This is a genomic window from Amycolatopsis sp. WGS_07 (genome assembly GCF_045278895.1).
Taxonomy (GTDB): Bacteria; Actinomycetota; Actinomycetes; order Mycobacteriales; family Pseudonocardiaceae; genus Amycolatopsis.
This window is the reverse complement of the sequence record NZ_CP136053.1, coordinates 5,846,356-5,870,629: the sequence shown is the minus strand read 5'-3', so window position 1 is coordinate 5,870,629 and position 24,274 is coordinate 5,846,356. Positions and strand designations below refer to the sequence as shown.

Below are 24,274 nucleotides of genomic sequence, written 5' to 3'. Positions count from 1 at the left end.
CCTTCACGGACAGTAGGTCAGCCGTGCGCGGTGTCGATGACGCAGAACCGGTTGCCTTCCGGATCGGCCAGCACCACGAAGTCCGGATCCGCCGGGTAATGCGGCCAGTCCACCCGCTCAGCCCCCAGCCCCACCAGGCGCTCGACCTCCGCCGCCTGGTCTGCCGAATCCCCCGCGTACAGATCCAGATGCACCCGCGGCACCTCCTGCACCGGTGCCGAACTCCGCTGAAACGCCACCCGCGTCCCGACGCCGCCTTCGGGCACCAGCACGACGAAGTCCGTCGCGTCGTCCCGCCGCACGTACCCCAGCGCCGCGCTCCAGAACGCGACCGCCCGCTCCATGTCCTCGACTCCCAGCACCACCGTGCCCACCGTCAGCATCGCCCCAGCATGCCCGCCCGCGGCACCAAGGCCCGTGAAGGACTCCTTGAAGGAATCAGATTCCCTCAAGGAGTCCTTCACGGACCTTCGCGGGAGCAGAGCCCCAGACGCCAAGCTCTATTGACACCACGAAAACAAGCCCCCTACCGTCACCTGATGGACTCCTACGCGGAGATCACCTACGACGTCGCCGGCAAAGTCGCGACCGTCCTCCTGGACCGCCCCGAAGCCCGCAACGGCTACACGATCCGGATGGCCGACGAACTCGCCCACGCCCTAGACCACGCCGACCGAGACGAGGACATCCGCGCAGTCGTACTAGGCACCACCAGCAAAGACTTCTCCGTAGGAGCCGACCTCTCCTCCGGCGGCTTCGGCTCCGGCGACGACCCGCCAGACGGCTGGCAAGAACCAGCGGGCCGCGTCTCGAAGCGGATCTTCACCATGAACAAACCGGTCCTCGCCGCCCTGCGCGGAGCATCCGTAGGCGCCGGAATCACCATCACCCTCTCCTGCGACTACCGCTTCGCCTCCACCGACTCCAAGTTCGGCTTCGTCTTCACCCGCCGCGGCATCTACCCCGAAGGCGCGTCCGCCTGGTTCCTCCCCCGCCTGGTCGGCATGGGCGCGGCAGTCGACTGGATGGTCAGCGGACGGCTCTTCGGCCCCGACGAAGCGCTGCAAACCGGGCTCGTCCACCAGATCCACGACCCCGAAGAAGTCCTCGCGCAAGCACGAGCCAGGGCACACGAGATCGCCAAGACCACAGCCCCGGTCGCAGTAGCAGTCACGCGACAGCTGCTCTACCGGATGGCTTCGGCCCCGTCGCCGTTCGACGTCCACGAGGTCGACTCGAAGCTCATCTCCCAGCTCGGCTCGAACCCCGACGCCTTCGAAGGCATCGCGTCGTTCTTCCAGAAACGGCCGCCCGAGTTCCCCTTGCGGGTAGACCGCGACCTCCCGCCGTACCTGCCGTGGGTCGGCGAATGACCGAGTACCCGCCCGAACCGTGGCACCTCGCCGCCGACGCGTACCTCTCGATGTGGCGAGTCCCCGTCGACGAACTGCCCCCGCTGCCAGCGAAGCCTCTGCTCCTCGGCAACCAGGCCGCCGTCTTCACCGCCTGGATCGACTACCAGCCGCCCGGCCAGCTGAGCTACCACGAACTCCTCTCCTGCGTCGCCGTGCGCGGCCGCGGGCTCGCCGCGTCGATCACCGACATCTGGGTCGACAGCGAGGTCTCGCGCGCGGGCGGGCGCGAGCTGTGGGGCATCCCGAAGGAACTCGCGTCCTTCACCTTCACCGGCGGGCGCACCTTCACCGCAGCGACCTCCGACGACTGGATCGCCACCGCCGCCTTCACCCCGCGCGCCGGGCTCCCGATCGCACTCCCGGTACGCTTCGAGATCGCTCAAGCCCGAAACGGCAGCCCGCTGCGTACCCCAGTCGAGTGGCGCGCGAAGCCGCGCGCGGCGGCCGCGGACTGGTCGGTCAACCCGGCGGGGCCGCTGGGCTTCCTGGCCCGGAAACGGCCCGTGGCCAGTGCCGCACTGGGTGCCACGAAGCTCCGTTTCGGATCTTGCCCTCGGTGATCGGATAACCCGCCAGGGTGAGACTGACACGCCATACCTTGGGGCGCGTGCGAGCCCTCACCCCAACATGTAGTCTCTGGGAACCGGCAGCCCCCAGCGACGGGGAGACCGCTTGAGGAGGGCGGCCGGGCTGTTTCGACGAAACCGCAGCGCACGGCCTTGACCGGCTGTGTGCCGCTCGAACGCGCCCATTTCGAGGAACTGTTGGAGACACGCATGTCAGTGGAAACCGGTCAGCGGCCGCCGTCGGCGGCGGAGGGGGCCCCGAGCGCGGTCCGCGTCATCCGGCGGGACGGAAGCGTCTCGCCCTTCGACGCGGGCAAGATCTCGGTGGCGCTGACCAAGGCCTTCCTCGCGGTCGAGGGCGGCGACGCCGCCGCGTCCTCCCGCGTGCACCACGTGGTCGCGGAGCTGACCGGGCAGGTCGAGGCGGCGCTGCTGCGCCACACCGGCCCGGAGACCGCGCTGCACATCGAGCAGATCCAGGACCAGGTCGAACTCGCCCTGATGCGCGGCGAGCACCACAAGGTCGCCCGCGCCTACGTCCTCTACCGCGACGAGCGCACGAAGGCCCGCGAGGCCGCCGCGCCGGCTTCGGCCGAGGTCGCGCTCAGCGTCAAGGGCGCCGACGGCACGCTCCGCCCGCTCGACTGGGCCCGCGTCTCGCACGTCGTGGGCGAGGCCGTCGCCGGGCTCGAGGACGTGTCCGCCGAGCCGGTGCTGGCCGAGGCCAAGCGCAACCTCTACGACGGCATCACCGCCGACGAACTGGCGCTCGCGCAGATCATGGCCGCGCGCGTGCTCGTCGAGCAGGAGCCGAACTACTCGTACGTGTCCGCCCGGCTGCTGCTGGACAAGCTGCGCGGCGAGGCGCTGAGCTACCTCGCCGGCACCCCGCGCCAGGCCAGCCAGGACGAGATGGCGGGCGAGTACGCGCCGTACTTCCGCTCCTACCTGCGCCGCGCCGTGCAGCTCGAACTGGTCGACCCCGAGCTGACCCGGTTCGACCTGGACAAGATCACCGCCGCGATCCGCCCCGAGCGCGACCTCGACTTCGGCTTCCTCGGCCTGCAGACCCTGTACGACCGGTACTTCCAGCACCACAACGGCGTCCGGTTCGAGCTGCCGCAGGCGTTCTTCATGCGCGTGGCGATGGGCCTGGCGATCCGCGAGGACGACCGCGAAGCCCGCGCGATCGAGTTCTACGAGCTGCTCTCGACGTTCCACTTCATGGCGTCCACCCCGACGCTGTTCAACAGCGGCACCAACCGCGCGCAGCTGTCGTCCTGCTTCCTGACCACTGTGGACGACGACCTGGACTCGATCTTCCAGGCGTACAAGAACAACGCGCTGCTGGCCAAGTACTCCGGCGGCCTCGGCAACGACTGGACCCCGGTCCGCGGCCTCGGCGCGCACATCAAGGGCACCAACGGCCAGTCCCAGGGCGTCGTGCCGTTCCTGAAGATCGCCAACGACACCGCGGTCGCGGTCAACCAGGGCGGCAAGCGCAAGGGCGCGGCGTGCGCGTACCTGGAGACCTGGCACGTCGACATCGAGGAATTCCTCGACCTGCGCAAGAACACCGGCGACGACCGGCGGCGCACGCACGACATGAACACCGCCAACTGGGTCCCGGACGAGTTCCTGCGCCGCGTCGAGGCGAACGCCGAGTGGACGCTGTTCTCGCCGAACGAGACGCCGGACCTGCACGACCTCTACGGCAACGCGTTCGCGCAGCGCTACCGCGAGTACGAGGCGGCCGCCGCGCGCGGCGAGATCAAGGTGTTCCGCAAGGTCCGCGCGGTCGAGCTGTGGCGGCGGATGCTGACCATGCTGTTCGAGACCGGCCACCCGTGGATCACCTTCAAGGACCCGTGCAACCTGCGTTCGCCGCAGCAGCACGTCGGCGTCGTGCACTCGTCCAACCTGTGCACCGAGATCACGCTGAACACGAACACCGAGGAGGTCGCGGTCTGCAACCTCGGCTCGGTGAACCTGCTCAAGCACGTCACCCCCGAAGGGCTCGACACCGAGCGGCTCGAGAAGACCGTGCGCACCGCGGTCCGGATGCTCGACAACGTGATCGACATCAACTTCTACACGATCCCGGAGGCGCGCCGCTCCAACCTGCGCCACCGTCCGGTCGGCCTCGGCATCATGGGCTTCCAGGACGCGCTGTTCGAGATCGGCGTGCCGTTCGCCTCCGCCGAAGCGGTGAAGTTCGCCGACGTCTCGATGGAGCACCTCTCCTACTACGCGATTTCGGCCTCGACCGACCTCGCCGAGGAGCGCGGCCAGTACCAGTCGTTCGAGGGTTCCTTGTGGAGCAAGGGAATCCTGCCGATCGACTCGATGCAGCTGCTCATCGACGCCCGCCAGGGCGACGGCCTCGACGTCGACACCTCGACGACGCTGGACTGGGCCCCGCTGCGCGAGCGCGTCAAGACCGTCGGCATGCGCAACTCCAACGTGATGGCGATCGCGCCGACCGCGACGATCTCCAACATCTCCGGCGTCGGCCAGTCGATCGAGCCGCTGTTCCAGAACCTGTACGTCAAGTCGAACATGTCCGGCGACTTCACCGTCGTCAACCCGCACCTGGTCAAGAGCCTCAAGGCGCGCGGCCTGTGGGACGAGGTCATGGTCAGCGACCTGAAGTACTTCGACGGCAGCCTCGGCCAGATCGACCGCGTTCCGGACGACCTCAAGGCGCTGTACGCGACCGCCTTCGAGATCGAGTCGAAGTGGATCGTGGACGCCGGTTCGGTGCGGCAGAAGTGGATCGACCAGGCGCAGTCGCTGAACCTGTACATCGCGGCCCCGAGCGGCCGCAAGCTCGACGAGCTGTACCGCTACGCCTGGCACAAGGGCCTCAAGACCACGTACTACCTGCGGGCGCAGTCCGCGACGCACGTGGAGAAGAGCACCCTGCGCGGCACCGACGGCAAGCTGAACGCCGTCTCCGCCACCCCGGCCCCGGCCGCCCCGGCTGCCGCTGCCCCGGCCGCCGCGCCTTCCCCGGCCCCGTCGCCGTCGCCGTCCGCCGCGGTCCCGGCCGCCTCCCCCGCGCCGTCGCCGTCGCCCGCCGCGGCCGTCCCGGCGGAGCCGAAGGAGATGCCGAAGACCGACGTCGACTTCGTCGCCGCCGAGGGCGCTGCCTGCCGGATCGACGACCCCGACTGCGAAGCCTGCCAGTAAGGAATCCCTGAACCATGACCAACGTGGAAACGACCGACGCGACCGGCCTCGGCGAGATCGAGGTCGGCGCGGCCCGGATCAACGTCGACGACAAGCGGATGATCAACGCGCGCGCCGACGTGAACCAGCTGCTGCCGATGAAGTACCGGTGGGCCTGGGACAAGTACCTCGCGGCGTGCAACAACCACTGGATGCCGACCGAGGTCGCGATGCAGGCCGACATCGCGCTGTGGAAGTCGCCGGACGGCCTCACCGAGGACGAGCGGCAGATGCTCAAGCGCAACCTCGGCTTCTTCGCCACGGCGGAGTCCTTGGTGGCCAACAACATCGTGCTCGCGGTGTACCGGCAGATCACCAACCCGGAGTGCCGCCAGTACCTGCTGCGCCAGGCCTTCGAGGAGGCCGTGCACACGCACACATTCCAGTACATCTGCGAAAGCCTCGGCCTGGTCGAGGGCGAGCTGTTCAACATGTACCGCGAGGTCCCGTCCATTTCGGACAAGGACGCGTGGGCGCTGAAGTACACGCAGAACCTGGAGAACCCGGACTTCGAGACCGGCACGCCGGAGGCCGACCAGGCGTTCCTGCGCGACCTCGTGGCGTTCTACGTGATCTTCGAGGGCATGTGGTTCTACACCGGTTTCGCGCAGATCCTGTCGCTCGGCCGGCGGAACAAGATGGTCGGCATCGCCGAGCAGTACCAGTACATCCTGCGCGACGAGTCGATCCACCTGAACTTCGGCATCGACTGCATCAACCAGATCAAGATCGAGAACCCGCACCTGTGGACCGAGGAGTTCCAGGCCGAGGTGCGCGGAATGCTGCAGGACGCGTGCGAACTCGAGGTGAAGTACGCCCGCGACACCATGCCGCGCGGCATGCTCGGCCTGTCGGCGGACCTGTGCGAGCAGTACATGCACTTCATCACCGACCGGCGCGCCCAGCAGATCGGGCTGGCCCCGATCTACGGCGAGAACGAGAACCCGTTCCCGTGGATGTCGGAGGCGATGGACCTGAAGAAGGAGAAGAACTTCTTCGAGACCCGCGTCATCGAATACCAGTCCGGCGGAGCGCTCGACTGGGACTGATCCCGCTCTCCGGGAGCCGCGTCCGGCTTGTGCCGGATCCGCGCCGGAACCGCTAAGCTCGGCCACGCCACTGGTTCGCCAGTGCGTGGCCGAGCTTTTTCGCAAGGTCGCGCAGGGGCGAGGCAACAGGGAACCCGGTGCGAATCCGGGACTGCCCCGCAGCGGTATGTGGGAACGAAAGCCGTCACCGCGAACGCGGTAAAGCACTGGGCGCCCAGCCCGGGAAGCGACGGCCGGTAGGCCGAACGACACGCCCACGAGTCCGAATACCTGCCAATGGCACGCACGCCGACGGCGTGCGTGAGTCCAGGCCTCGCGGGAAAAGGCACGACCGAAGCACGGTTTTCCCCGTGCCCGGACTCTTCCGGCGAGCACGTGAGGATGCATGCTGTGAACACCATCGGCGCCACCGTGACGGGCTACCCGCGCATCGGCCCGTCCCGCGAACTGAAACGGGCCTTAGAGTCCTACTGGGCAGGCACCAGCACCGAGAAAGACCTGCTGGCCACCGGGCGGCGGCTGCGCGAGCAGACCTGGACGACCCTGCGCGACCAGGGCCTCGACTCCATCCCGTCGAGCACTTTCTCCCTCTACGACCAGGTCCTGGACACCGCCGCCCTCTTCGGCGCACTGCCCGGCCGCTTCACCCGCCTGGGCCTGTCCCCGCTGGACACCTACTTCGCCGCCGCCCGCGGAGTCCCAGACGCGCCCGCCCTCGAAATGACGAAGTGGTTCGACACCAACTACCACTACCTAGTCCCGGAATTGGGCCCGGACTCCCGCTTCACCCGCACCGGCACCGCCCCGATCGACGAAGTCCGCGAGGCTAGGACACTCGGCATCACCCCGCGCCCGGTACTCGTCGGCCCAGTCACCTTCCTGCTGCTGGCCAAATCGACCGAGCCCGGCTTCACCCCGCTGGACCTGCTGGACGAACTGCTGCCCGCGTACGCCGAACTCCTGGGCAAACTGGCCGACGAAGGCGTCGAGTGGGTCCAACTGGACGAACCAGCCTTCGCAGCAGACCGGACCACGCCGGAGTTCAACGCGCTCACCCGCGCCTACCACTGGCTGGCCAAGGAAAACCACCGGCCGAAGCTGCTAGCCGCCGGATACTTCGGCGGACTCGGCCGCGCGCTAGGCGTCCTGGCCCGCTCCCCCATCGAAGCTATAGCCGTCGACCTGGTCACCGACGCGTCCTTTGTAGACAAGGTCGCCGCGGAAGGAGCGTTGCGCGACAAGGAAGTACTAGCCGGAGTCGTAGACGGACGTAATGTCTGGCGCACCGACCCCGGCGTCGCGCTTGCCCGCGCGGCACGGCTGAGGGACACCGCAGCACACGTGAGCATCTCGACCTCCTGCTCACTTCTGCACGTGCCCTACGACGTGGAAGCGGAGACAACTCTCGACCCACGCTTGAAGAGCTGGCTCGCGTTCGCCCGCCAAAAGGTGGACGAGGTCGTCCTGCTCGGCCAAGCCTTGCGCGGCGAGAACGTGGACCTCAGCCCAGCACGGGCCGCAGTCGCCGACCGGGCCGGGGCCAAGGAACTGAACGACGCCAACGTCCGAGCCCGCGTCGCGGCACTCCAGCCGGAGGACACCGTCCGCACGCCGTACGCCGAACGTGCTGCAGCACAACAGAAAGCGCTGAACCTGCCGCCGCTGCCGACCACGACGATCGGCTCCTTCCCGCAGACCGGCGAGGTACGCCGAGCCCGAGCCGCACACCGCGCGGGCAAACTCGACGACACCGCCTACCGCGACGCGATGCGCACCGAGATCGAGCGCGTCGTGCGGCTGCAAGAGGATCTCGGGCTCGACGTCCTCGTGCACGGCGAACCCGAACGCAACGACATGGTCCAGTACTTCGCCGAACAGCTGACCGGATTCGCGGCGACCGCGGCCGGCTGGGTCCAGTCGTACGGCTCCCGGTGCGTCCGGCCGCCGATCCTCTTCGGCGACGTCTCGCGGCCGGAGCCGATGACCGTCGAGTGGGCGCGGTACGCGCAAAGCCGCACCGACCGGCCGGTGAAGGGCATGCTGACCGGTCCGGTCACGATTCTGGCCTGGTCGTTCGTGCGCGACGACCAGCCGCTGGCCGACACCGCGCGACAGGTCGCGCTGGCCGTCCGGGACGAGGTCGCGGACCTGGAGGCGGCCGGGATCCGCATCGTGCAGGTCGACGAACCCGCGTTGCGCGAACTGCTGCCGCTGCGCGCGGCGGACCGCGAGGCGTACTTCGGCTGGGCGGTGCCCGCGTTCCGGCTGGCCACCTCCGGCGTCGCGGACACCACGCAGATCCACACGCACATGTGCTACTCGGAGTTCGGCGACGTGCTGCCCGCGATCGACGCCCTCGACGCGGACGTCACCAGCATCGAAGCCGCCCGCTCGAAAATGGAGGTGCTCGCCGACCTGACCGAGGCCGGCTTCGGCCGCGGCGTCGGGCCCGGGGTCTACGACATCCACTCGCCGCGAGTGCCGGACGAGGACGAGGTGACCGGCCTGGTGCGCACGGCGCTCGGCGCGGTTCCGGCGGAGCGGCTGTGGATCAACCCGGACTGCGGCCTCAAGACCCGCGGTTACGCGGAGGTCGAGCCCGCGCTGCGGCATCTGGTCGGCGCGGCCCGGCACCTGCGCTGACCATCCCCGGTGCCGGGCGGCCTCCTCGCCCGGCACCGGTCCGAGGATCACCCGAACGGCGGGGCCCGCAGGTATTGTCATCGCGTCAATAACGCGGGACCGTGGACGCGGCCGATACCCTGGCCGGGAGGTGGTCGCCATGGCGGACGTGACCGGAAAACCGGGATTCCCGACGGCGGGCGGCGCGCTCGGCAAGGTCGCCCACGCCGGGAGCGACGGCGTCACGAAGCTTTCGGAAAACCTGCGCGGCCGGATGCCGCCGCTGACCGCGATCCCGTTGCCGCGCAAGGTGGATGAACGCTGGCTGGGCGCGCGCTGGCCGGTCCGCGAACTCGCCGCTCCCCCGCCGGGCAGCGGCCTGAAGCCGATCCTCGGCGACGACGGTCCACCGCTGATCGGCCACACCCTCGACGGAATGCGGTTCGGCCTCGACTTCAGCCTGCGCCGCTTCGAGCAGTACGGCCCGGTGTCGTGGATGGGCGTGTTCGGCCAGCGGCTCGTGACCCTGTCCGGACCGGAAGCCACCCAGGCCGCGCTGGTGAACAAGGACAAGGCGTTCTCGCAGGACGGCTGGAAGTTCTTCATCGAGCGGTTTTTCGAGCGCGGCCTCATGCTGCTCGACTTCGGCGAGCACCACCTGCACCGGCGGATCATGCAGGAGGCGTTCACCCGCGACCGGCTCCGCGGTTACGTCGCGCAGATGGGCCCGGCGCTGCGCGAAGGCGTCGCCGCGCTGCCGTCCGGCCGCCCCCAGCTGTACTGGGCGTTCAAACAGCTGACGCTGGACGTCGCGACGCAGGTCTTCATGGGCATGCGGTCAGCCGCCGACGCCGAGCGCATCAACCGCGCGTTCGTGGCCGCTGTGCGCGCCGGTACCGCCGTGGTGCGGTATCCGGTGCCAGGCGGCCGCTGGGCCGCGGGTTTGCGCGGCAGGCGGACGCTGGAGCGCTATTTCGGCGAGAACCTGGCGGCGAAGCGCGACGCGGACGGAGACGACCTGTTCTCCGCCCTCTGCCACGCCGCCTCCGAGGACGGCGACCGGTTCAGCGACGCCGACATCGTCAACCACATGATCTTCCTGATGATGGCCGCGCACGACACGACCACCATCACCGCCAGCGCGATGGCCTACTACCTCGCGAAACACCCGGAATGGCAGGACCGCGCCCGCGAGGAGTCGCTGCGCCTCGGCGACGAACTGCCGGACCTCGACGCACTGGAAAGCCTCGAAACGCTGGATCTGGTCATGAAGGAGGCGCTGCGGCTGCGCGCGCCGGTGCCGTCGCTGACGCGGAAGACCACAAAGGACACTGCGGTCCTCGGCCACTATCTGCCGAAGGGCACGCTGGTCGGGGTCTCGCCGACGCTGAACCACTACTCCCCCGAACACTGGACCGACCCGCTGCGCTTCGACCCCGAGCGGTTCGGCCCGGACCGCCGCGAGGACAAGTCGCACCGGTTCGCGTGGATGCCGTTCGGCGGCGGCGCGCACAAGTGCATCGGGCTGCAGTTCGGCGGCCTGGAGGTGAAGGCGCTCATGCACGAGCTGCTGCGGGCGCACCGCTGGTCGGTGCCCGAGGACTACGTCGCCAAGTGGGATTACGTGTCGCTTCCGGTGCCCGCCGACGGACTGCCGGCCCGCCTGGCCTATCGTTGACGGCCGCCGAGCGGGACAGAAAGGTCGACAACTGGAGACAAAACCGCAGTACAGGCCACCTTCGTGTACTCAAGGTGACTTGATGTCACCAGTTGTGTAGTGCCCATCACTCGTTCAGCCGGTAGACACCCTGTTTGGTCCGTGATGCCGTGGCATCACTTGCGGCCAACTCGTACCCAGTGTGGGTCTTCGGACGCCCCGCACCGGTCCTGAGCTGGCCTTTGTCCGCGTATGAAGAGGTGGAGTGTGCCGGAGCCTGGTGCCATGCCAGGGTTGGTCGACGTCGCGCGCAAGTACGCGGCGACGCTGACTGACACCAACGGAGTAACGCTCCCTCCCGCCGAGGTGGAGCGGATGCTGCTCGACTTCGCCGGCGAGGTCGCCGCGCGTCCCGAGGACGCGGGCGCCACGCGGCGTTTCACCGCGCTGTTCGCCTCCGCTCCGCTCGGCATCGCGCTCACCGACCCGCACGGAACCGTCGTCGAGGCGAACGCCGCGCTCGCCAAACTGCTCGGCACGACCGCGGCCGCGCTGCGGGACAAGCACATCGCCGATCTCGCCGCCGGCCCGCAGGACGCCGACCGGCTGCGCGGCGCGCTCGACGGGCTGCCGCTCACCGCCGACGCCCGCCGGACCGTCCAGAGCGTGCAGCTCGGCCACAGCCGCGACGGCGAACTCACCACGAACGTGACGATCGCGTCGCTGCCCGGCGACCGGCCCGGCACGTACTTCCCGGTGTTCATGGCCGCCGATGACGACGACCTGCACCTGCTCGGCGAACGGCTGCGGCACCAGAACCTGCACGATTCGCTCACCGGACTGCCCAACAGCGCCGCGTTCAACGCCCAGCTGGAGGTCGCGCTCGGCTCGGGCGGCTCCGCCGAGATCGCCTTGCTGTACCTGGACATCGACGGCTTCAAGGTGATCAACGACGGCCTCGGCGCCGGCATGGGCGACCTGGTGCTGAAGGCGATCTCGCGGAAGCTGACCTCGGTGTTCGCCGGCCAGCACGACGGCTACGTCGCCCGGCTGTCCGGCGACGGCTTCGCCGTGCTCCTGCGCGGCCCGGAGCTGACCGCGCAGCAGGCGGTCGCGCTGGCCGACCAGGTGCTGGAGGAACTCAGCGAGCCGGTGTACGTCGACGGGCACGGCATCGGCGTGAGCGCGAGCATCGGGATCGTCGTCCGCCCGGCGAACGAAGGCACCCACGGCGACCTGCTGCGCGCGGCCGAACTCGCACTGCACCGCGCGAAAGAAGCGGGCAAGGCGCAGTGGATGCTGTTCGACCCGACGGCCGACGAGCGCGACCGCAACCGCTACCAGCTCGGCGCGGTGATCGCCGGAGCGCTGGAGAACGGCGAGTTCTCGCTGATCTACCAGCCGACAGTCAAGCTCGCGAAGCAGGACGAGATCGCCGCGGTGAACGCCGGTCTGCTGTGGAGCCATCCCGAACGCGGCGAACTCGGCCCCGAGGAGTTCTACCCGCTCGCGCAGACCACCGGCATGACGGTGCCGCTCGGCAAATGGCTCCTGCAGGAGTCGCTCGGCGCGACCGCGCGCTGGCGCGAGCAGTACGGCCCCGCCGCCCCGGACGTCTGCATCCGGCTGCCGAAGCGGCTGGCCACCGACCCGGATCTGGTGCTGCTGGTCAAGAACCAGCTCGACCGCCACCGCCTGCCCGCCCGGGCACTGCGCCTGTGCACCGACCGCGCGTCGATGTTCGACAGCGAGGGCGAGGTGCTGGACTCGTTCACCGTGCTCGCCGAACTCGGCGCGCAACTCGTGCTCACCATCTCCGGTTCGTCCGACCTGGAGCTGATCCCGCAGCACCAGCTCCCGGTCAAGCACGTGATCCTCAGCGGCCCGGTAGTCGACGCCCTCGCCGGAGACGACCCGGCCGAGACCGACGTACGGCACCTGTCGCAGCTCGTCACCCGGGCGAAGGAGCTGGGGCTGCGCATCGGCGCGGAAGGCGTGCGCGACGCCAAGCACGCGGAACGCCTGCGGGAACAGGGCGTGCTGGCGGCCCGGGGTTCGTTCGTGACGGAATCCGCTACGGGCGACGAGGTGGACGAGATGATCGCCCGCCACGCCAGCTGACGGTCGCCCGTCTTCCGGTCCACGTCGTCCTTGGCATGGCCTGCCCGGCAAGCGCTCGGCTCGACGGCCTAGCTGGCATAGAGGAACACCCACGCGTGCATCTCGTCCGACTTCACCGGGCGAACGCCGTGCTCGCCGATCTGGACTCCGTACTGAAGCAGCCCGTCCGGGACGGCGGACACCGTGATCGAGAAGACGCAGGCGCTGCCGATAGGGGTTACTTGAAAGATCCCGTTCGGCAATGCGCCTTGGGCGACCACCTCGCCGTTGCCGTTGTAGACGCGCACCGGGGTGCCAGCTGCCGCATCTGAGTAGGTGCCTGTGCCCTTACAGGCCGTCCCCTGCGCCAGCTTTACGCCGTCGCTTGCGGGGATGTCGAATGCACCCCTCATCGTGAACGTTGGCGCCGACATGCGGGTGGCGGGCGGTGCGATGGTTTGGCCGGCTTGAGTCGCCTCTGGCACGGCGGGTGCCTGGCCAGAGCATGCAGTGAGTGCAGCCACGGCTGCCGTCAACGTAGCCACTGTTGCGGTCGTGCACTTCATGGTTGACGGTCGCGGCCGCCACCCCGCGTGTTACGCCCATCCGTCTCGACCCTCGGCACCCCTTGCCCAGTGGCTCGGGCCGCCGCGCGGCCGACCGGACGCCCGGGCAAGATGATGCCACCGACCCGACTGGAAGGACTCCCATGCAGCCCGGCGACCTCGCCCCCGACTTCACCCTCCCCGACGACCAGGGCGTCGAACGCACCCTGTCGGACTTCCTGTCCGACGGCCCGGTCGTGCTGTTCTTCTACCCGGCCGCGATGACGAGCGGCTGCACCGCGGAAAGCTGCCATTTCCGGGACCTGGCCGCGGAATTCGCCGAAGCGGGCGCACAACGCGTCGGCATCAGCCCGGACGCGGTCGGCAAACAACGCGAGTTCTCCGCGAAGCACGATTTCGACTATCCACTACTGTCCGATGTGGACGGTACGGTGGCCAAGCAGTTCGGCGTGTGGCGCAAAATCCTTCCCCTGCACACGAAACGGCAGACCTTCGTGATCGGGACGGACCGGCGGGTTCTGGACGTGATCAAGAGCGAACTGAACTTCACCGCGCATGCTGATCGGGCACTGAAGGTGCTTCGGGAGCACTCGGAGGCGTGACCGGCGTGCTGAACCCCGTCGCCAGGAGAATGATTCCGGACGGGAGCAGATAAACGAAGAACCAGAAGAAACCGAGCACGGAGAAAGCGACGAGCGCCGTGCCTGCCGCGAGACAGGAAACGCGGAACTGCCGGGGTCCGATCGCGAAAACCGGCACGGCGGCGGCGAGGGTGAAGAACCAGTAGACCCCAGCGGTGCCGTCCGTGACATTCGGCGAGGTGGCGATCACGACGCTCGCCAGGACCGCCAGAACCGCTCCGGCGACCGCCCATCCCCGGCGGGACGCGGAGAGGCGGCCCCGGACCGCCGCGGGCCGGGGAGGCAACCGGCGGGTCAGCAGCCGGGCCGCGGCCACCAGGACCAGCGCCAGCAAGCTCACCCCGGCCATGATCGCGACGCCGGTGACCGCGGGGCCGGACACCGCGGCCTCCTCGGCCAGCAACGGCCCGCCCGCACAGGAAATCGTCGCTCTCACCGCACGTTCGCTGAAAACGGACGCGAGGTAAGCGAACGCGTGGCCGTCGTGGACGACCCGCTGAGGCGGATTGCGAAACCCGGCGACGGATTCCCCGTTGCGTTCCAGTTCCGGCCACGCCTGATTCCCCGCCGAGAACCGGCAAATCCTGCCGATTTGCCGTCCTTGATTATCCTGAAACAGCCGATAAGTGATCCCGGGATCCATCTCCAGGGTGAGCACGGATCCCGGGCCAGCCGCCGGATTCGCCGCGCGCTCGGCGATCCCGGTTCCGTGCGCACGCAGGAAAGGTCCGCACAAAACTGTCAGCGCGACCAAGCCGAACGGCAGCGAATACCACCACGCCGACACCCGTCGACGAATTTTGCCCACATTTTCAGCCTAGCCGCGACCCGCGTGGCACACGATGGTCCGTTCCGGTCACTCCGGCCGATCGAGCCGCCACACCACATTCACCCCGCTGCACCCCGAAGGCAACGGCGGCTCGGCCTTCTCCTCCCCCGCCTGGACAAACCCCAGCCGCGCCGGAACCGCCCCGCTGCGGGCATTCCGCGAATCGTGCTTGATCAGCACGTGCGTAGCACCCAGCTGCCAAGCCAACGACACCAGCAGCGTGCTCGCCCGGGTCACATACCCCTTGCCCGTCTGGGATTTCGCCAGCCAGTACCCGATCTCCCGGCCCTCGCCCCGGCGCATCAGGCCGCTGCTGCCCGCCAGTTCACCGTCCGGGGAGAAAACCGCGTAGTGGTGCGCTTCCCCGCTCTCCCACTGCTCCGCGGCGTGCCGGAGGAACTCGTCTCCCTTGGCCTGGTCGTAGCCGTCGATCGCCCAGGGCAGCCAGGGGCTGATGTGGTCGAGCGATCCTACGACCGTGTCCACAAGCCGGTCCCGGTGCTCCGGGGCCCAGCGCACGAGGGTGACCACGCCGTCGGTGAGAGTGTCCATACCGTCATCCTGACAGCAGAAACGGCGGCGGGCTCGCGAATTTCGCGAAGACCGCCGCCGTTCCAGTGCGGAAATCAGTTCATCACGATGTCCTTCGGCACCTCGGTGTCGTTCTTCAGCGCGTCGAACAGCTGCCCGGACTTCTTCTTGTCCCAGTGCTGCGCCGACGCGTCGGTGAGCGGCACCGTCGTGGTCGTGACGCCGTCGGACGAAATCCCGCGCATCGCGATCGCCAGGCCGGCCAGGTTGTGCACGTGGTCGCCGGTGTCCATGGTCAGCGCGTCCGGCGCGGAGCCGAGCAGCGGGAAGAAGTCGAACGGGTTCAGCAGCGTGCCCGGGCTCGCCACCTGGCTCACCAGCGCGCCGATGAACTTCCGCTGGTTCGCGACCCGGTCGAGGTCCGAGCGCGGCGTCGCCTCGGCGTGGCGCATCCGGACGAAGCCGAGCGCCGAGCGGCCGTCGAGCTTCTGGCAGCCCGCCTTGATGTCGATGCCGGTCATCGGGTCGCTCATGTCCTTTTCGATGCACATGTCGACCCCGCCGATCGCGTCGACGATGTTCGCGAACCCGCCGAAGCCGATCTCCGCGTAGTGGTCCATGCGCAGGCCGGTGGCCTGTTCGACCGTCTGGACCAGCAGTTTCGGCCCGCCGAGCGCGAACGCGGCGTTGATCTTGCTCGTGCCGTGGCCGGGGATCTTCACCTGCGAGTCGCGCGGCAGGCTCAGCAGCGTGGGCTTCGTCGAGTTGTCCGGGAGGTGCGCGATCATGATCGTGTCGGTGCGCTGCCCGCCCGCCTCGCCGGTGTCGCCGGTGGCCAGCCGCTCCTCGTCCTCCGCGGTCAGGCCCTGGCGGCTGTCCGACCCGACGATCAGCCAGTTCGTGCCCGACGCCGCGGCCGGGCGCCCGGCGTAGTCGCCGATCGCGTCCACCCGGTTGATCGAGAACTCCAGGTACGCCCAGACCGCGCCCACGAACAGCACGAACACGATCAGCAGCGTCAGCAGGATCTTGCCCACGCTCCACCGGCGGCGGCGGCGCGGCCGCGGCTGCTGGCCCCCGTACTCCGGCGGGTCCTGGCGCGGCGGCGCCGGCGGCGGGGCCGGAGCCTCGCCACGCGAGCCCATCGGCCGGGTGCGGGCGTCGTAGGGGCTCTGCCCTCTCCCCGGCAGCGGCAGCATCTGCGCCCGCTGCTGCTGGCGCGGGCGTGCGGGGGGCTGCGGTGGCCTGGGCGGCATCCGCCGCCTGCCGTCGTCGCCTCCGTACGTCATGGCCTGTCTCCCCGATCCGGTGTGCGGCCGCGCGGTGTCCCGCGCGGTCTCCTGCGGTGGACGTGCGGGACCCTACGCGGGTTGTCCCGGCGGGGAGAGGTGAGGTCAGCGAGGGTCGGCGAACCCGAACTGGTGGACCTTCAGATGCCCGGACCGGAACCCGGCCTCGGAGTAGGCCAGGTAGAACTCCCACATCCGCCGGAACACGTCGTCGAACCCGAACCCGCGGATGTCGTCCCAGCGCTGCTGGAAGCGGTCCCGCCACAGTTTGAGCGTGCGGGCGTAGTCCTGGCCGAACTCGCGCATCCCGGCCAGCTTCAGCCGGGTGTTCTCGCGCATCCCGTCCTCGATCGCCTGCACCGACGGGATGATGCCGCCGGGGAAGACGTACTTGTGGATCCACGTGTAGGACTTCGCCGAGGCCAGCATCCGGTCGTGGTCCATGGTGATCGCCTGCAGGCCGAACCGGCCGCCCGGGCGCAGCCGCTTGCCGATCGTGGAGAAGAACGTGGGCCAGTAGGACGCGCCGACCGCCTCGATCATCTCCACGCTGACCACCGAGTCGTACTCGCCGGTGGCCTCGCGGTAGTCGCACAGCCGCACGTCGACGCGGTCGGACAGGCCCGCCTCGGCGATCCGCGCGTCGGCGAGCACCTTCTGCTCCTGCGAGATGGTCAGCGACGTGACCTTCGCGCCGCGAGAAGCCGCGCGAATGGACAATTCGCCCCATCCGGTGCCGATCTCCAGCACCTCGCTGCCCTCGCGCACGCCGGCGTAGTCGAGCACGCTGTCGAGCTTGCGGTGCTGCGCCTGGGTGAGCGTGTCCCCGGGCCCGAACAGCGCCGAGGAGTACATCATCGACTCGTCCAGGAACGCGCTGAACAGGTCGTTCGACAGGTCGTAGTGCCGGTGGATGTTCGACCGGGCGCCCTCGATCGTGTTCTCTTCCTCCGACGGCTGCATCCGCTCGGCGAACCGGCGGAACCGCTGCAGGAACGGCGGCACGAGCGTGGACAGCCGCTCGGCGAACGGCGTGAGGACGCCGGCCAGGTCGTCGGCCGTCCAGTCGCCGACCAGGTACGCCTCGCCGAAGCCGATCTTCGCGTCGGCGCCGAGCCGGTGGAAGAACGCCGCCGGCCGGTGGATGCGCATCTCCGGCGCGTCCGGGCCGCCCGCGCCCAGCACCGTCCCGTCCGGGAAGGTGACGCGCACGTCCAGCGTTTTCACCGCGTGCCGGAACAGCGCCTCGGCCGCGCGCGCCCGCAGCGGCGAATGCGGCGGCGTGGCGAGACCGGGCCATCGGGATTCGTCGGGCACCGGCTGCGAGACCACCGTCGGATCGACTCGTGACGTGGACAAGACACTCCCTCCGAACGGGCTTTCGAGCCCTTCCCCATGATATTCCCGCTTCGTCCCCGCTGCCCTCGCGACCTGGCCGCGATCGCCGGTCACCCCGGGATGCGCAGCCGGTCGCCGGAAGGGCGGGACCAGGCCTGGAGAAGAGTCTCGTCCGTTTCCCCCGGTCCGATCCGGTCCAGTGTGAAAGCACACATCAGCCGGGTCCAGACCGCGGGACGGCGGATCATCGAATGGCCCTCCCCGGCGATCTCGAACCGGGCCACCAGCTCGGTGACCTCGCGGGCGCGCGCGGCGAAGGCGTAGGACTCGGCGGGCGAGGTCATCCGGTCGCGGGTGCCGTGCGCGATCAGCACCGCCCGGCCGGCCACCGCGTCCACCGGTTCGCCCGGCGGCGTCCACGGGGCCATCGCGCACACGCCGGTCACCGCCGGATCGTCGGCGACCCGCAGCGCGACGCGGCCGCCCATCGAATGGCCGACGAGGACCACCGGCAGCCCGGGATGGTCGGCGCGGATGCGGTCGAGCGCCCAGCGGGCGTCCGGCACCGGGCTTTCCAGCCGCCCGTTCCAGCCGTACAGCCGGTTGCGCATGAGCCGGACTTCCAGGCCGTGCTGCCGTCCGGCGCGGTGCAGCGACCGCGCGAGCGGCACCATCCGCTGGTACGCCAGCCGCCACGGCCGGACGACCGCGGTGCTGCGTTCGGCCCCGCCGTGCAGCACGAGCGCCACCGCGCGGGTCTGCCCGGGGGCCCGCCACACCCGCACGGCCGGATCCGATTGGCCGCCTTGCCGTTTCCCGTTCACCGGCACCCCCGTTTCGATCAACTCCACGGTAATCCACCACGAAGCGTGTCCACCCGATAGATTCGGTGCCCGGACCCGCGAGGAAGGGCAGGTGTGGTGAGCGCCACGGATCTCGTGAAGAGCACTTCGGACCAGCTCGAGGCAGCCGCGGCGGCCAATGCCGCGCAGATCTCCGCAGCCGCCGACCTGCTGCTGGGGGTGATCCGGGCCGACGCGCTGATCTTCACCGCGGGCGCCGGGCACTCGCTCGCCGCGGTCGCCGAGACGTTCTACCGCGCGGGCGGGCTCGCCTGCGTCTATCCGCTGTACCACCCGGAACTGCTGCCGCTGCACGGCGCGCAGCACAGCACGCGCACCGAGCGCCGCTCCGGCCTCGCCGAGGAGGTGCTGGCCGAACGCGCGCCGGGACCGGACGACGTGCTGGTCGTGTTCTCGACCTCCGGCGTGAATCCGTACCCGGTCGAACTGGCCTCCGGTGCGCGTCGCCGAGGCGCCGCGGTGATCGCCGTGACGTCGCGGGCGTGCGTGGCCGCCGCGCCGCGCCGGTCCGCCACGACGCTGGCCGAGGAAGGCACCGTGGTGCTGGATTCGCTGGTGATTCCCGGCGACGCCAGCTATCCGGCGGACGCCCCGCGTACTGGACCGCTGTCCACTGTGGTCAATGCGTTCCTGTGGAATCTGATTCTGGCTGAGGTTTACGACCGGGGCACCGCCGAGGGGCTCGACGTTCCGTTGTGGCGCAGCTCCAATGTGGAGGGTGGCGACGCGGCGAACGCGGCGCTGCTGGCGAAGTACGAGCCTCGGGTGCCCGCCTTGCGCTGATCGCGTCGTGAGTGTTGATCACGGTTAGAACCGTGATCAACACTCACGACCCCACTACGCTGCCGCAGCCTCCTCCGAGAACTGCGTGTGGTACAGCTCCGCGTACCGCCCTTCCCGCGCCAGCAGTTCGTCGTGCGTGCCGCGTTCCACGATGTCGCCGTTTTCCACCACCAGGATCAGATCCGCCGCCCGCACGGTCGACAGGCGGTGCGCGATCACCAGCGACGTCCGGCCTTCCAGCGCGCCGGTGAGCGCTTCGCCCACCGCGGCCTCGGATTCCGAATCCAGGTGCGCCGTCGCTTCGTCCAGCACGACGACCTTCGGCTGGGCCAGCAAAAGCCGCGCGATGGTGAGCCGCTGTCGTTCCCCGCCGGAGAGCCGGTAGCCGCGTTCGCCGACGGTGGTGTCGAGCCCGTCCGGCAGCGAGTGCACGAGATCGCCCAGCCGGGCTTTCTCCAGCGCGGCCCAGATCTCGTCGTCGGTGACGTCCGGGCGCGCGTAGCTCAGGTTGGCGCGGATCGTGTCGTGGAACAGGTGCCCGTCCTGGGTCACCACGCCGACGGTTTCGCGCAGGGAAGCGAAACTCAGGTCCTTGACGTCCACATCGGACAGTCGGACCGCACCCTCGTCCACGTCGTACAGCCGCGGCAGCAGCGAAGCGATCGTCGACTTGCCCGCGCCGGACGAACCGACCAGCGCGACCATCTGCCCGGCCTCGGCGCGGAAACTCACGCCGTGCAGCACTTCTTCGCCGCCCCGGCTGTCCAAAGTGGCCACGTCCTCCAGCGAGGCGAGCGAGAACTTGTCCGCCGCCGGGTAGCCGAACCGCACGCCGGAGAACTCGACCGAAACCCCGCCCTCGGGCAGCTTCTTCGGCTCGGCCGGCTCCTTGATCATCGGCTCCAGGTCCAGCACCTCGAAGACGCGCTCGAACGACACCAGCGCGGTCATCACGTCCACGCGCACGTTCGCGAGCGCGGTCAGCGGGGTGTACAGGCGGGTCAGCAACAGCGCCAGCGCCACCACGGTGCCCGGTTCGAGCTTCCCGGTGAGCGCGAGGTAGCCGCCGAGTCCGTAGACCAGCGCCTGTGCGAGCGCCGACACGAGCGTCAGGCTCGTCATGAACCAGCGCGTCAGCATCGCGGTGCGCACGCCGATGTCGCGCACCCGTCCGGCGCGGAGGCCGAAGTCGGCGACCTCCTGGCGCGGCCGGCCGAACAGCTTCACCAGGGTCGCGCCCGGCGCGGAGAACCGTTCGGTCATCTGCGTGGTCATCCCGGCGTTGAGCTGGGCGGCCTCGCGCTGCAGCCCGGCCATGCGGCGGCCGAGCCGGCGCGCGGGCAGTACGAAAATCGGCAACAGCACCAGCGCGACGAGCGTCACCTGCCAGGACAGCGACACCATCACGACCAGCGACAGCGCCAACTGGATCACGTTGGTGACCAAACCGGACAAAGTCGCGGTGAACGTGCGCTGCGCGCCGATCACGTCGTTGTTGAGCCTGCTGACCAGCGCGCCGGTGCGAGTGCGGGTGAAGAACGCGATGGGCAGCTTCTGCACGTGCTCGAACACGGCCACGCGCAGGTCGAGGATGATGCCCTCGCCGATCCGCGCGGACTGCCAGCGTTCGGCCAGCCCCATCCCGGCGTCGACGATCGCGAGCACCGCGATCACCACCGACAGCCAGACCACCACGTTCAGCTCGTGCCCGCCGACGATCGCGTCGACCACCTTGCCCGCGAGCACCGGCGTCGTCACCGCCAGCACCGCCGAGATCACGGTGAGCACCAGGAAGGCCAGCAGCCGCTTCCAGTGCGGGCGGGCGAACCGCGCGACGCGCCGGAGCGTGCCTTTGGTCAGCGCTTTCGGCGCGTCGCCGGCCCGCATCGCGGAGCTGAGCAGCGCCCAGGTGTTGTCCATTGGAGTGTCCCCCAGCTCGTGAAAACCTCTAGATTACTTGAACTTTTTTCCGGAGATGACCTGCACAACACCGGGCCGCCCCGCATTCTTCCCGACCGGACCGGGCCGGGGCGCGGGCGGTGCGGCGCGGCTCGGTAGCCTGGCGTTTCGGGGTCGGCGAACGGGGGAGGAAACGCGGGTGGAACTGCTGATGGCCCCTGCGCGCGCCGAGGCGTCCCCTCCGGTGCGCGTCGCCGCCTGGGATCTCGTCTTTTACGCCGGCTGCTTCGCCTTCGCGCTCGGCACCGCGCTCGCCTCGGAGTTCTACGGCTACCGGATCTGGGGCAATTTCGCGGTCGCCGGATACGGATTGGCGGCCGCGCACAGCGGATGGCTGCTGTTTTCCGCGCGGCGCGGAATGCAAACTAACGGCAAATTCGGTTCGCGCTGGATCGGGATCGGCGCGGTAGTCGTGCTCGCTATGTGCGCGCCGTTGCTGATGCTGGTGATCCGGCGGCTGACCGGAACCGACTGGCTGATCACCCCGTTCTCGTGGGCCGCGCAGCCCGAGGTGTGGGTGATCGAGCGCAGCGCGGATCTGTTGCTGCACAGCGGAACCCCGTACGTCGACATCGCCGCGCTCGGCCGCGCGCCGGTGGTGAACGACTACACGCCCTACGGCCCGGTGATGACCGTCTTCGGGCTGCCGCGCGCGTTGTTCGGCGGCACCCCGGTCCTCAATGCACTGACCGACGCGCGCTGGATGTTCGCGCTCGCCGCGGTGCTCTGCGCTTACGCGTCCTGGCGGCTGCTGAACCGGCCCCGGATCCCGGTTTTCGCCGCACAGCTCGCGATCGCCTGTCCGCTCACCGCGCTGACCTGGGCGGTGGCCGGTCCGGACCTCGCGATCGTCGGGCTGCTCGTGCTGGCCTTCGCGCTCGCCGCGTCCGGCCGTCCGGGATGGACCGGGCTCGTGCTGGCGCTGGTGATCAGCGCGAAACTCATCGTCGCGCCGGCGGCCGCGGTGCTCGCGGTATTCGTTTACCGGCGTGCGCGCGGCGAAAATCCTTGGGCGGCAACAGGTCGCTTCGCGGCCGCGCTCGCCGTGACGACGATCGTGCTGCACCTGCCGGTGTATCTGGCGAACCCGGCGGCGTTCACCGAGCACGTGATCCGCTTCCCGCTCGGCATGGGCGCGGTCCGCTCCCCGCGGCGAGCCCGCTGCCCGGGCATCTGATCGCACAGGCCGGACCGGCCGGCACCGCGATTTCGCTGGTGCTGGTGGGCCTTGCGGCGGTGGCGATGCTGGTCTGGCTGGCACGCCGGCCCCCCGCGACGGGATCCGCTGCACTGACGCGAACCGCCGTCGGACTCGGCGCGTTGATCCTTCTCACTCCGGCCACCCGGTACGGCTACCTCGTGTACCCGCTGGTACTCCTCGGCGCCGCGCTGACCTTCCGGGCCTCCGGACCGACCGCGCGCCCCCGCGCAACGGCCGCGCTGACGCTACTTCTTCTTGACTCGCGTGGCCCCGCCGCGCCCCCGCAGCTGGACCCCGGACTCCGACAGCACCCGGTGGACGAACCCGTAGGACCGTCCGGTGGATTCGGCCAGCGCCCGGATGCTCGAGCCCTTCTCGTATTTCTTCTTCAGGTCAGCGGCCAGCTTGTCGCGCGTGTTGCCGGTGATCCGCGCGCCTTTCTTGAGATCAGCCACGTCGATCGCCTTCCCGCCGAGTGGTTGTTCCGGGCCATTCGCGGCCCCTGCCGGGGCAATGATCGAACACTACGCGCCGGATTGCCAGACGACAGCCGTAAAACGATCGAAACCGCGATCACATTGGGCCATTCCAGTGCTTTCGCCGACACGGTAAGCACCCGAACGGACGCACTCGGTCAGGCAAGCTGGACAAGTTCAAGATAATCGGCGGACCAGTGGTCCTCGGTTCCGTCCGGAAGGAGGATCACGCGCTCGGGTTCGAGCGCCTCGACCGCGCCCGGGTCGTGCGTCACCAGCACGACCGCGCCGGCGAAGCTGCGCAGCGCGTCGAGCACCTGCGCGCGGCTGGCCGGGTCGAGGTTGTTCGTCGGTTCGTCCAGCAGCAGCACATTGGCTTGGCTGGACACGAGTCCAGCGAGCGCGAGCCGGGTCTTCTCGCCGCCGGACAGCGTCCCGGCGGGCTGGTCGAGCTGCTCGCCGGTGAACAGGAACGAGCCGAGCAGGTTCCGCAGCTCCTGCGCGCCGGTGTCCGGAGCGAGATGGCGGATGTTTTCCCACACCGACGCTTCGTGGTCGAGAGTTTCGTGTTCCTGTGCGTAATAGCCCAAACGCAATCCGTGACCCGGTTCGACGGATCCGGTGTCCGGGGTTTCCATTCCGCCGAGCAGCCGGAGCAATGTCGTCTTTCCGGCTCCGTTCAATCCGAGCACGACGACCTTCGAGCCGCGGTCGATCGCCAGATCGACGCCGGTGAAGATCTCCAGCGAGCCGTACGACTTGGACAGTCCGTCCGCGGTCAGCGGCGTGCGCCCGCACGAGGCCGGTTCCGGGAACTTGATCCGGGCGACCTTGTCCGCCTGGCGCGTCTCGTCGAGCGAGGACAGCATCTGCTCCGCGCGGCGGGCCATGTTCTTCGCCGCGACGGCCTTGGTCGCCTTCGCGCCGAGCTTCGCGGCCTGCGCCTGCAGCGCGGACGCCTTCTTCTCGGCGTTCGCGCGCTCGCGGCGGCGGCGCTTCTCGTCGGTGGCGCGCGCGTCGAGGTAGCGCTGCCAGCTCATGTTGTAGATGTCGATCTCGCCGCGCGTGGCGTCGAGGAACCACACCTTGTTCACGACGTCGCCGAGCAGTTCGACGTCGTGGCTGATCACCACGAGTCCGCCGTCGTGCTGTTTGAGG

At 69.4% G+C, this 24,274-nt stretch carries 19 protein-coding genes, 1 pseudogene and 1 riboswitch; of the genes and pseudogenes, 10 read left to right on the top strand and 10 right to left on the bottom strand.

Annotation, left to right across the window (positions count from 1 at the left end; all coding sequences use genetic code 11):
* Positions 1–17: 17 nt before the first annotated feature.
* Complete coding sequence (locus tag RPX00_RS27770; RefSeq protein ID WP_406629719.1) at positions 18–383, bottom strand: VOC family protein; 366 nt, start codon at positions 381–383, stop codon at positions 18–20.
* A 156-nt stretch (positions 384–539) separates the two neighbouring features.
* Here RPX00_RS27770 and RPX00_RS27765 point away from each other — a divergent pair, with 156 nt between their 5' ends.
* From RPX00_RS27765 to RPX00_RS27735, 7 genes are all read left to right on the top strand, one after another.
* Complete coding sequence (locus RPX00_RS27765; protein ID WP_406629717.1) at positions 540–1,373, top strand: enoyl-CoA hydratase-related protein; 834 nt, start codon at positions 540–542, stop codon at positions 1,371–1,373.
* Positions 1,370–1,975, top strand: coding sequence for an acetoacetate decarboxylase family protein (locus tag RPX00_RS27760; RefSeq protein WP_406629715.1), 606 nt, complete (start codon positions 1,370–1,372; stop codon positions 1,973–1,975). Before RPX00_RS27765 ends, RPX00_RS27760 begins: the two co-directional genes overlap by 4 nt.
* A 216-nt stretch (positions 1,976–2,191) precedes the next feature.
* Positions 2,192–5,173: a ribonucleoside-diphosphate reductase subunit alpha gene (locus RPX00_RS27755; protein WP_406629713.1), complete on the top strand. Its 2,982-nt coding sequence runs from the start codon at positions 2,192–2,194 to the stop codon at positions 5,171–5,173.
* Positions 5,174–5,187: 14 nt separating this feature from the next.
* Positions 5,188–6,261: a ribonucleotide-diphosphate reductase subunit beta gene (locus tag RPX00_RS27750; protein WP_406629712.1), complete on the top strand. Its 1,074-nt coding sequence runs from the start codon at positions 5,188–5,190 to the stop codon at positions 6,259–6,261.
* A 69-nt stretch (positions 6,262–6,330) separates the two neighbouring features.
* A riboswitch (cobalamin riboswitch) is annotated at positions 6,331–6,539 on the top strand.
* A 103-nt stretch (positions 6,540–6,642) separates the two neighbouring features.
* Complete coding sequence (gene metE / locus RPX00_RS27745) at positions 6,643–8,904, top strand: 5-methyltetrahydropteroyltriglutamate--homocysteine S-methyltransferase (protein WP_406629710.1); 2,262 nt, start codon at positions 6,643–6,645, stop codon at positions 8,902–8,904.
* A gap of 253 nt (positions 8,905–9,157) precedes the next feature.
* Entirely contained in the window at positions 9,158–10,561 is a 1,404-nt protein-coding gene (locus RPX00_RS27740; RefSeq protein WP_406643120.1) for a cytochrome P450, read from the top strand.
* Between the two features lie 264 nt (positions 10,562–10,825).
* Entirely contained in the window at positions 10,826–12,661 is a 1,836-nt protein-coding gene (locus tag RPX00_RS27735; protein ID WP_406629708.1) for a diguanylate cyclase domain-containing protein, read from the top strand.
* 68 nt (positions 12,662–12,729) lie between these two features.
* Here the strand turns inward: RPX00_RS27735 and RPX00_RS27730 are convergent, their stop codons facing one another.
* Entirely contained in the window at positions 12,730–13,125 is a 396-nt protein-coding gene (locus RPX00_RS27730; protein ID WP_406629706.1) for a hypothetical protein, read from the bottom strand.
* A 224-nt stretch (positions 13,126–13,349) separates the two neighbouring features.
* Here RPX00_RS27730 and RPX00_RS27725 point away from each other — a divergent pair, with 224 nt between their 5' ends.
* Positions 13,350–13,808, top strand: coding sequence for a peroxiredoxin (locus tag RPX00_RS27725; protein WP_406629705.1), 459 nt, complete (start codon positions 13,350–13,352; stop codon positions 13,806–13,808).
* On the opposite strand, the gene RPX00_RS27720 is transcribed toward RPX00_RS27725, so the two are convergent.
* From RPX00_RS27720 to RPX00_RS27700, 5 genes are all read right to left on the bottom strand, one after another.
* A complete protein-coding gene (locus RPX00_RS27720; protein WP_406629703.1) occupies positions 13,753–14,655 on the bottom strand; it encodes a hypothetical protein in 903 nt (300 codons plus the stop codon). The genes RPX00_RS27725 and RPX00_RS27720 overlap by 56 nt on opposite strands.
* Positions 14,656–14,703: 48 nt before the next feature.
* The gene (locus RPX00_RS27715; RefSeq protein ID WP_406629702.1) at positions 14,704–15,228 is read right to left on the bottom strand and encodes a GNAT family N-acetyltransferase; all 525 of its coding nucleotides are present in this window, start codon (positions 15,226–15,228) and stop codon (positions 14,704–14,706) included.
* 74 nt (positions 15,229–15,302) lie between these two features.
* A complete protein-coding gene (locus RPX00_RS27710; protein ID WP_406629700.1) occupies positions 15,303–16,496 on the bottom strand; it encodes an LCP family protein in 1,194 nt (397 codons plus the stop codon).
* A gap of 105 nt (positions 16,497–16,601) precedes the next feature.
* Positions 16,602–17,855 carry a class I SAM-dependent methyltransferase gene (locus RPX00_RS27705; RefSeq protein WP_406629698.1) on the bottom strand — a complete coding sequence of 418 codons (1,254 nt, stop codon included), beginning with the start codon at positions 17,853–17,855 and terminating at the stop codon, positions 16,602–16,604.
* Positions 17,856–17,944: 89 nt separating this feature from the next.
* Complete coding sequence (locus tag RPX00_RS27700; protein ID WP_406629696.1) at positions 17,945–18,685, bottom strand: alpha/beta hydrolase; 741 nt, start codon at positions 18,683–18,685, stop codon at positions 17,945–17,947.
* Between the two features lie 66 nt (positions 18,686–18,751).
* Between RPX00_RS27700 and RPX00_RS27695 the strand changes: the two genes are divergently transcribed.
* Positions 18,752–19,480 (top strand): SIS domain-containing protein, encoded by a 729-nt coding sequence (locus RPX00_RS27695; protein ID WP_406629694.1) that lies wholly within the window; start codon positions 18,752–18,754, stop codon positions 19,478–19,480.
* A 54-nt stretch (positions 19,481–19,534) separates the two neighbouring features.
* Here the strand turns inward: RPX00_RS27695 and RPX00_RS27690 are convergent, their stop codons facing one another.
* Complete coding sequence (locus tag RPX00_RS27690; RefSeq protein ID WP_406629693.1) at positions 19,535–21,400, bottom strand: ABC transporter ATP-binding protein; 1,866 nt, start codon at positions 21,398–21,400, stop codon at positions 19,535–19,537.
* 190 nt (positions 21,401–21,590) lie between these two features.
* Here RPX00_RS27690 and RPX00_RS27685 point away from each other — a divergent pair.
* Positions 21,591–22,891: pseudogene (locus RPX00_RS27685) on the top strand (glycosyltransferase 87 family protein); the annotation flags it as partial.
* Here RPX00_RS27685 and RPX00_RS27680 read toward each other — a convergent pair.
* Entirely contained in the window at positions 22,886–23,095 is a 210-nt protein-coding gene (locus tag RPX00_RS27680; RefSeq protein ID WP_003071237.1) for a helix-turn-helix domain-containing protein, read from the bottom strand. The pseudogene RPX00_RS27685 and the gene RPX00_RS27680 overlap by 6 nt on opposite strands.
* 179 nt (positions 23,096–23,274) lie before the next feature.
* The gene (locus RPX00_RS27675) at positions 23,275–24,201 is read right to left on the bottom strand and encodes an ABC-F family ATP-binding cassette domain-containing protein (protein ID WP_370648251.1); all 927 of its coding nucleotides are present in this window, start codon (positions 24,199–24,201) and stop codon (positions 23,275–23,277) included.
* Between the last annotated feature and the right edge of the window lie 73 nt (positions 24,202–24,274).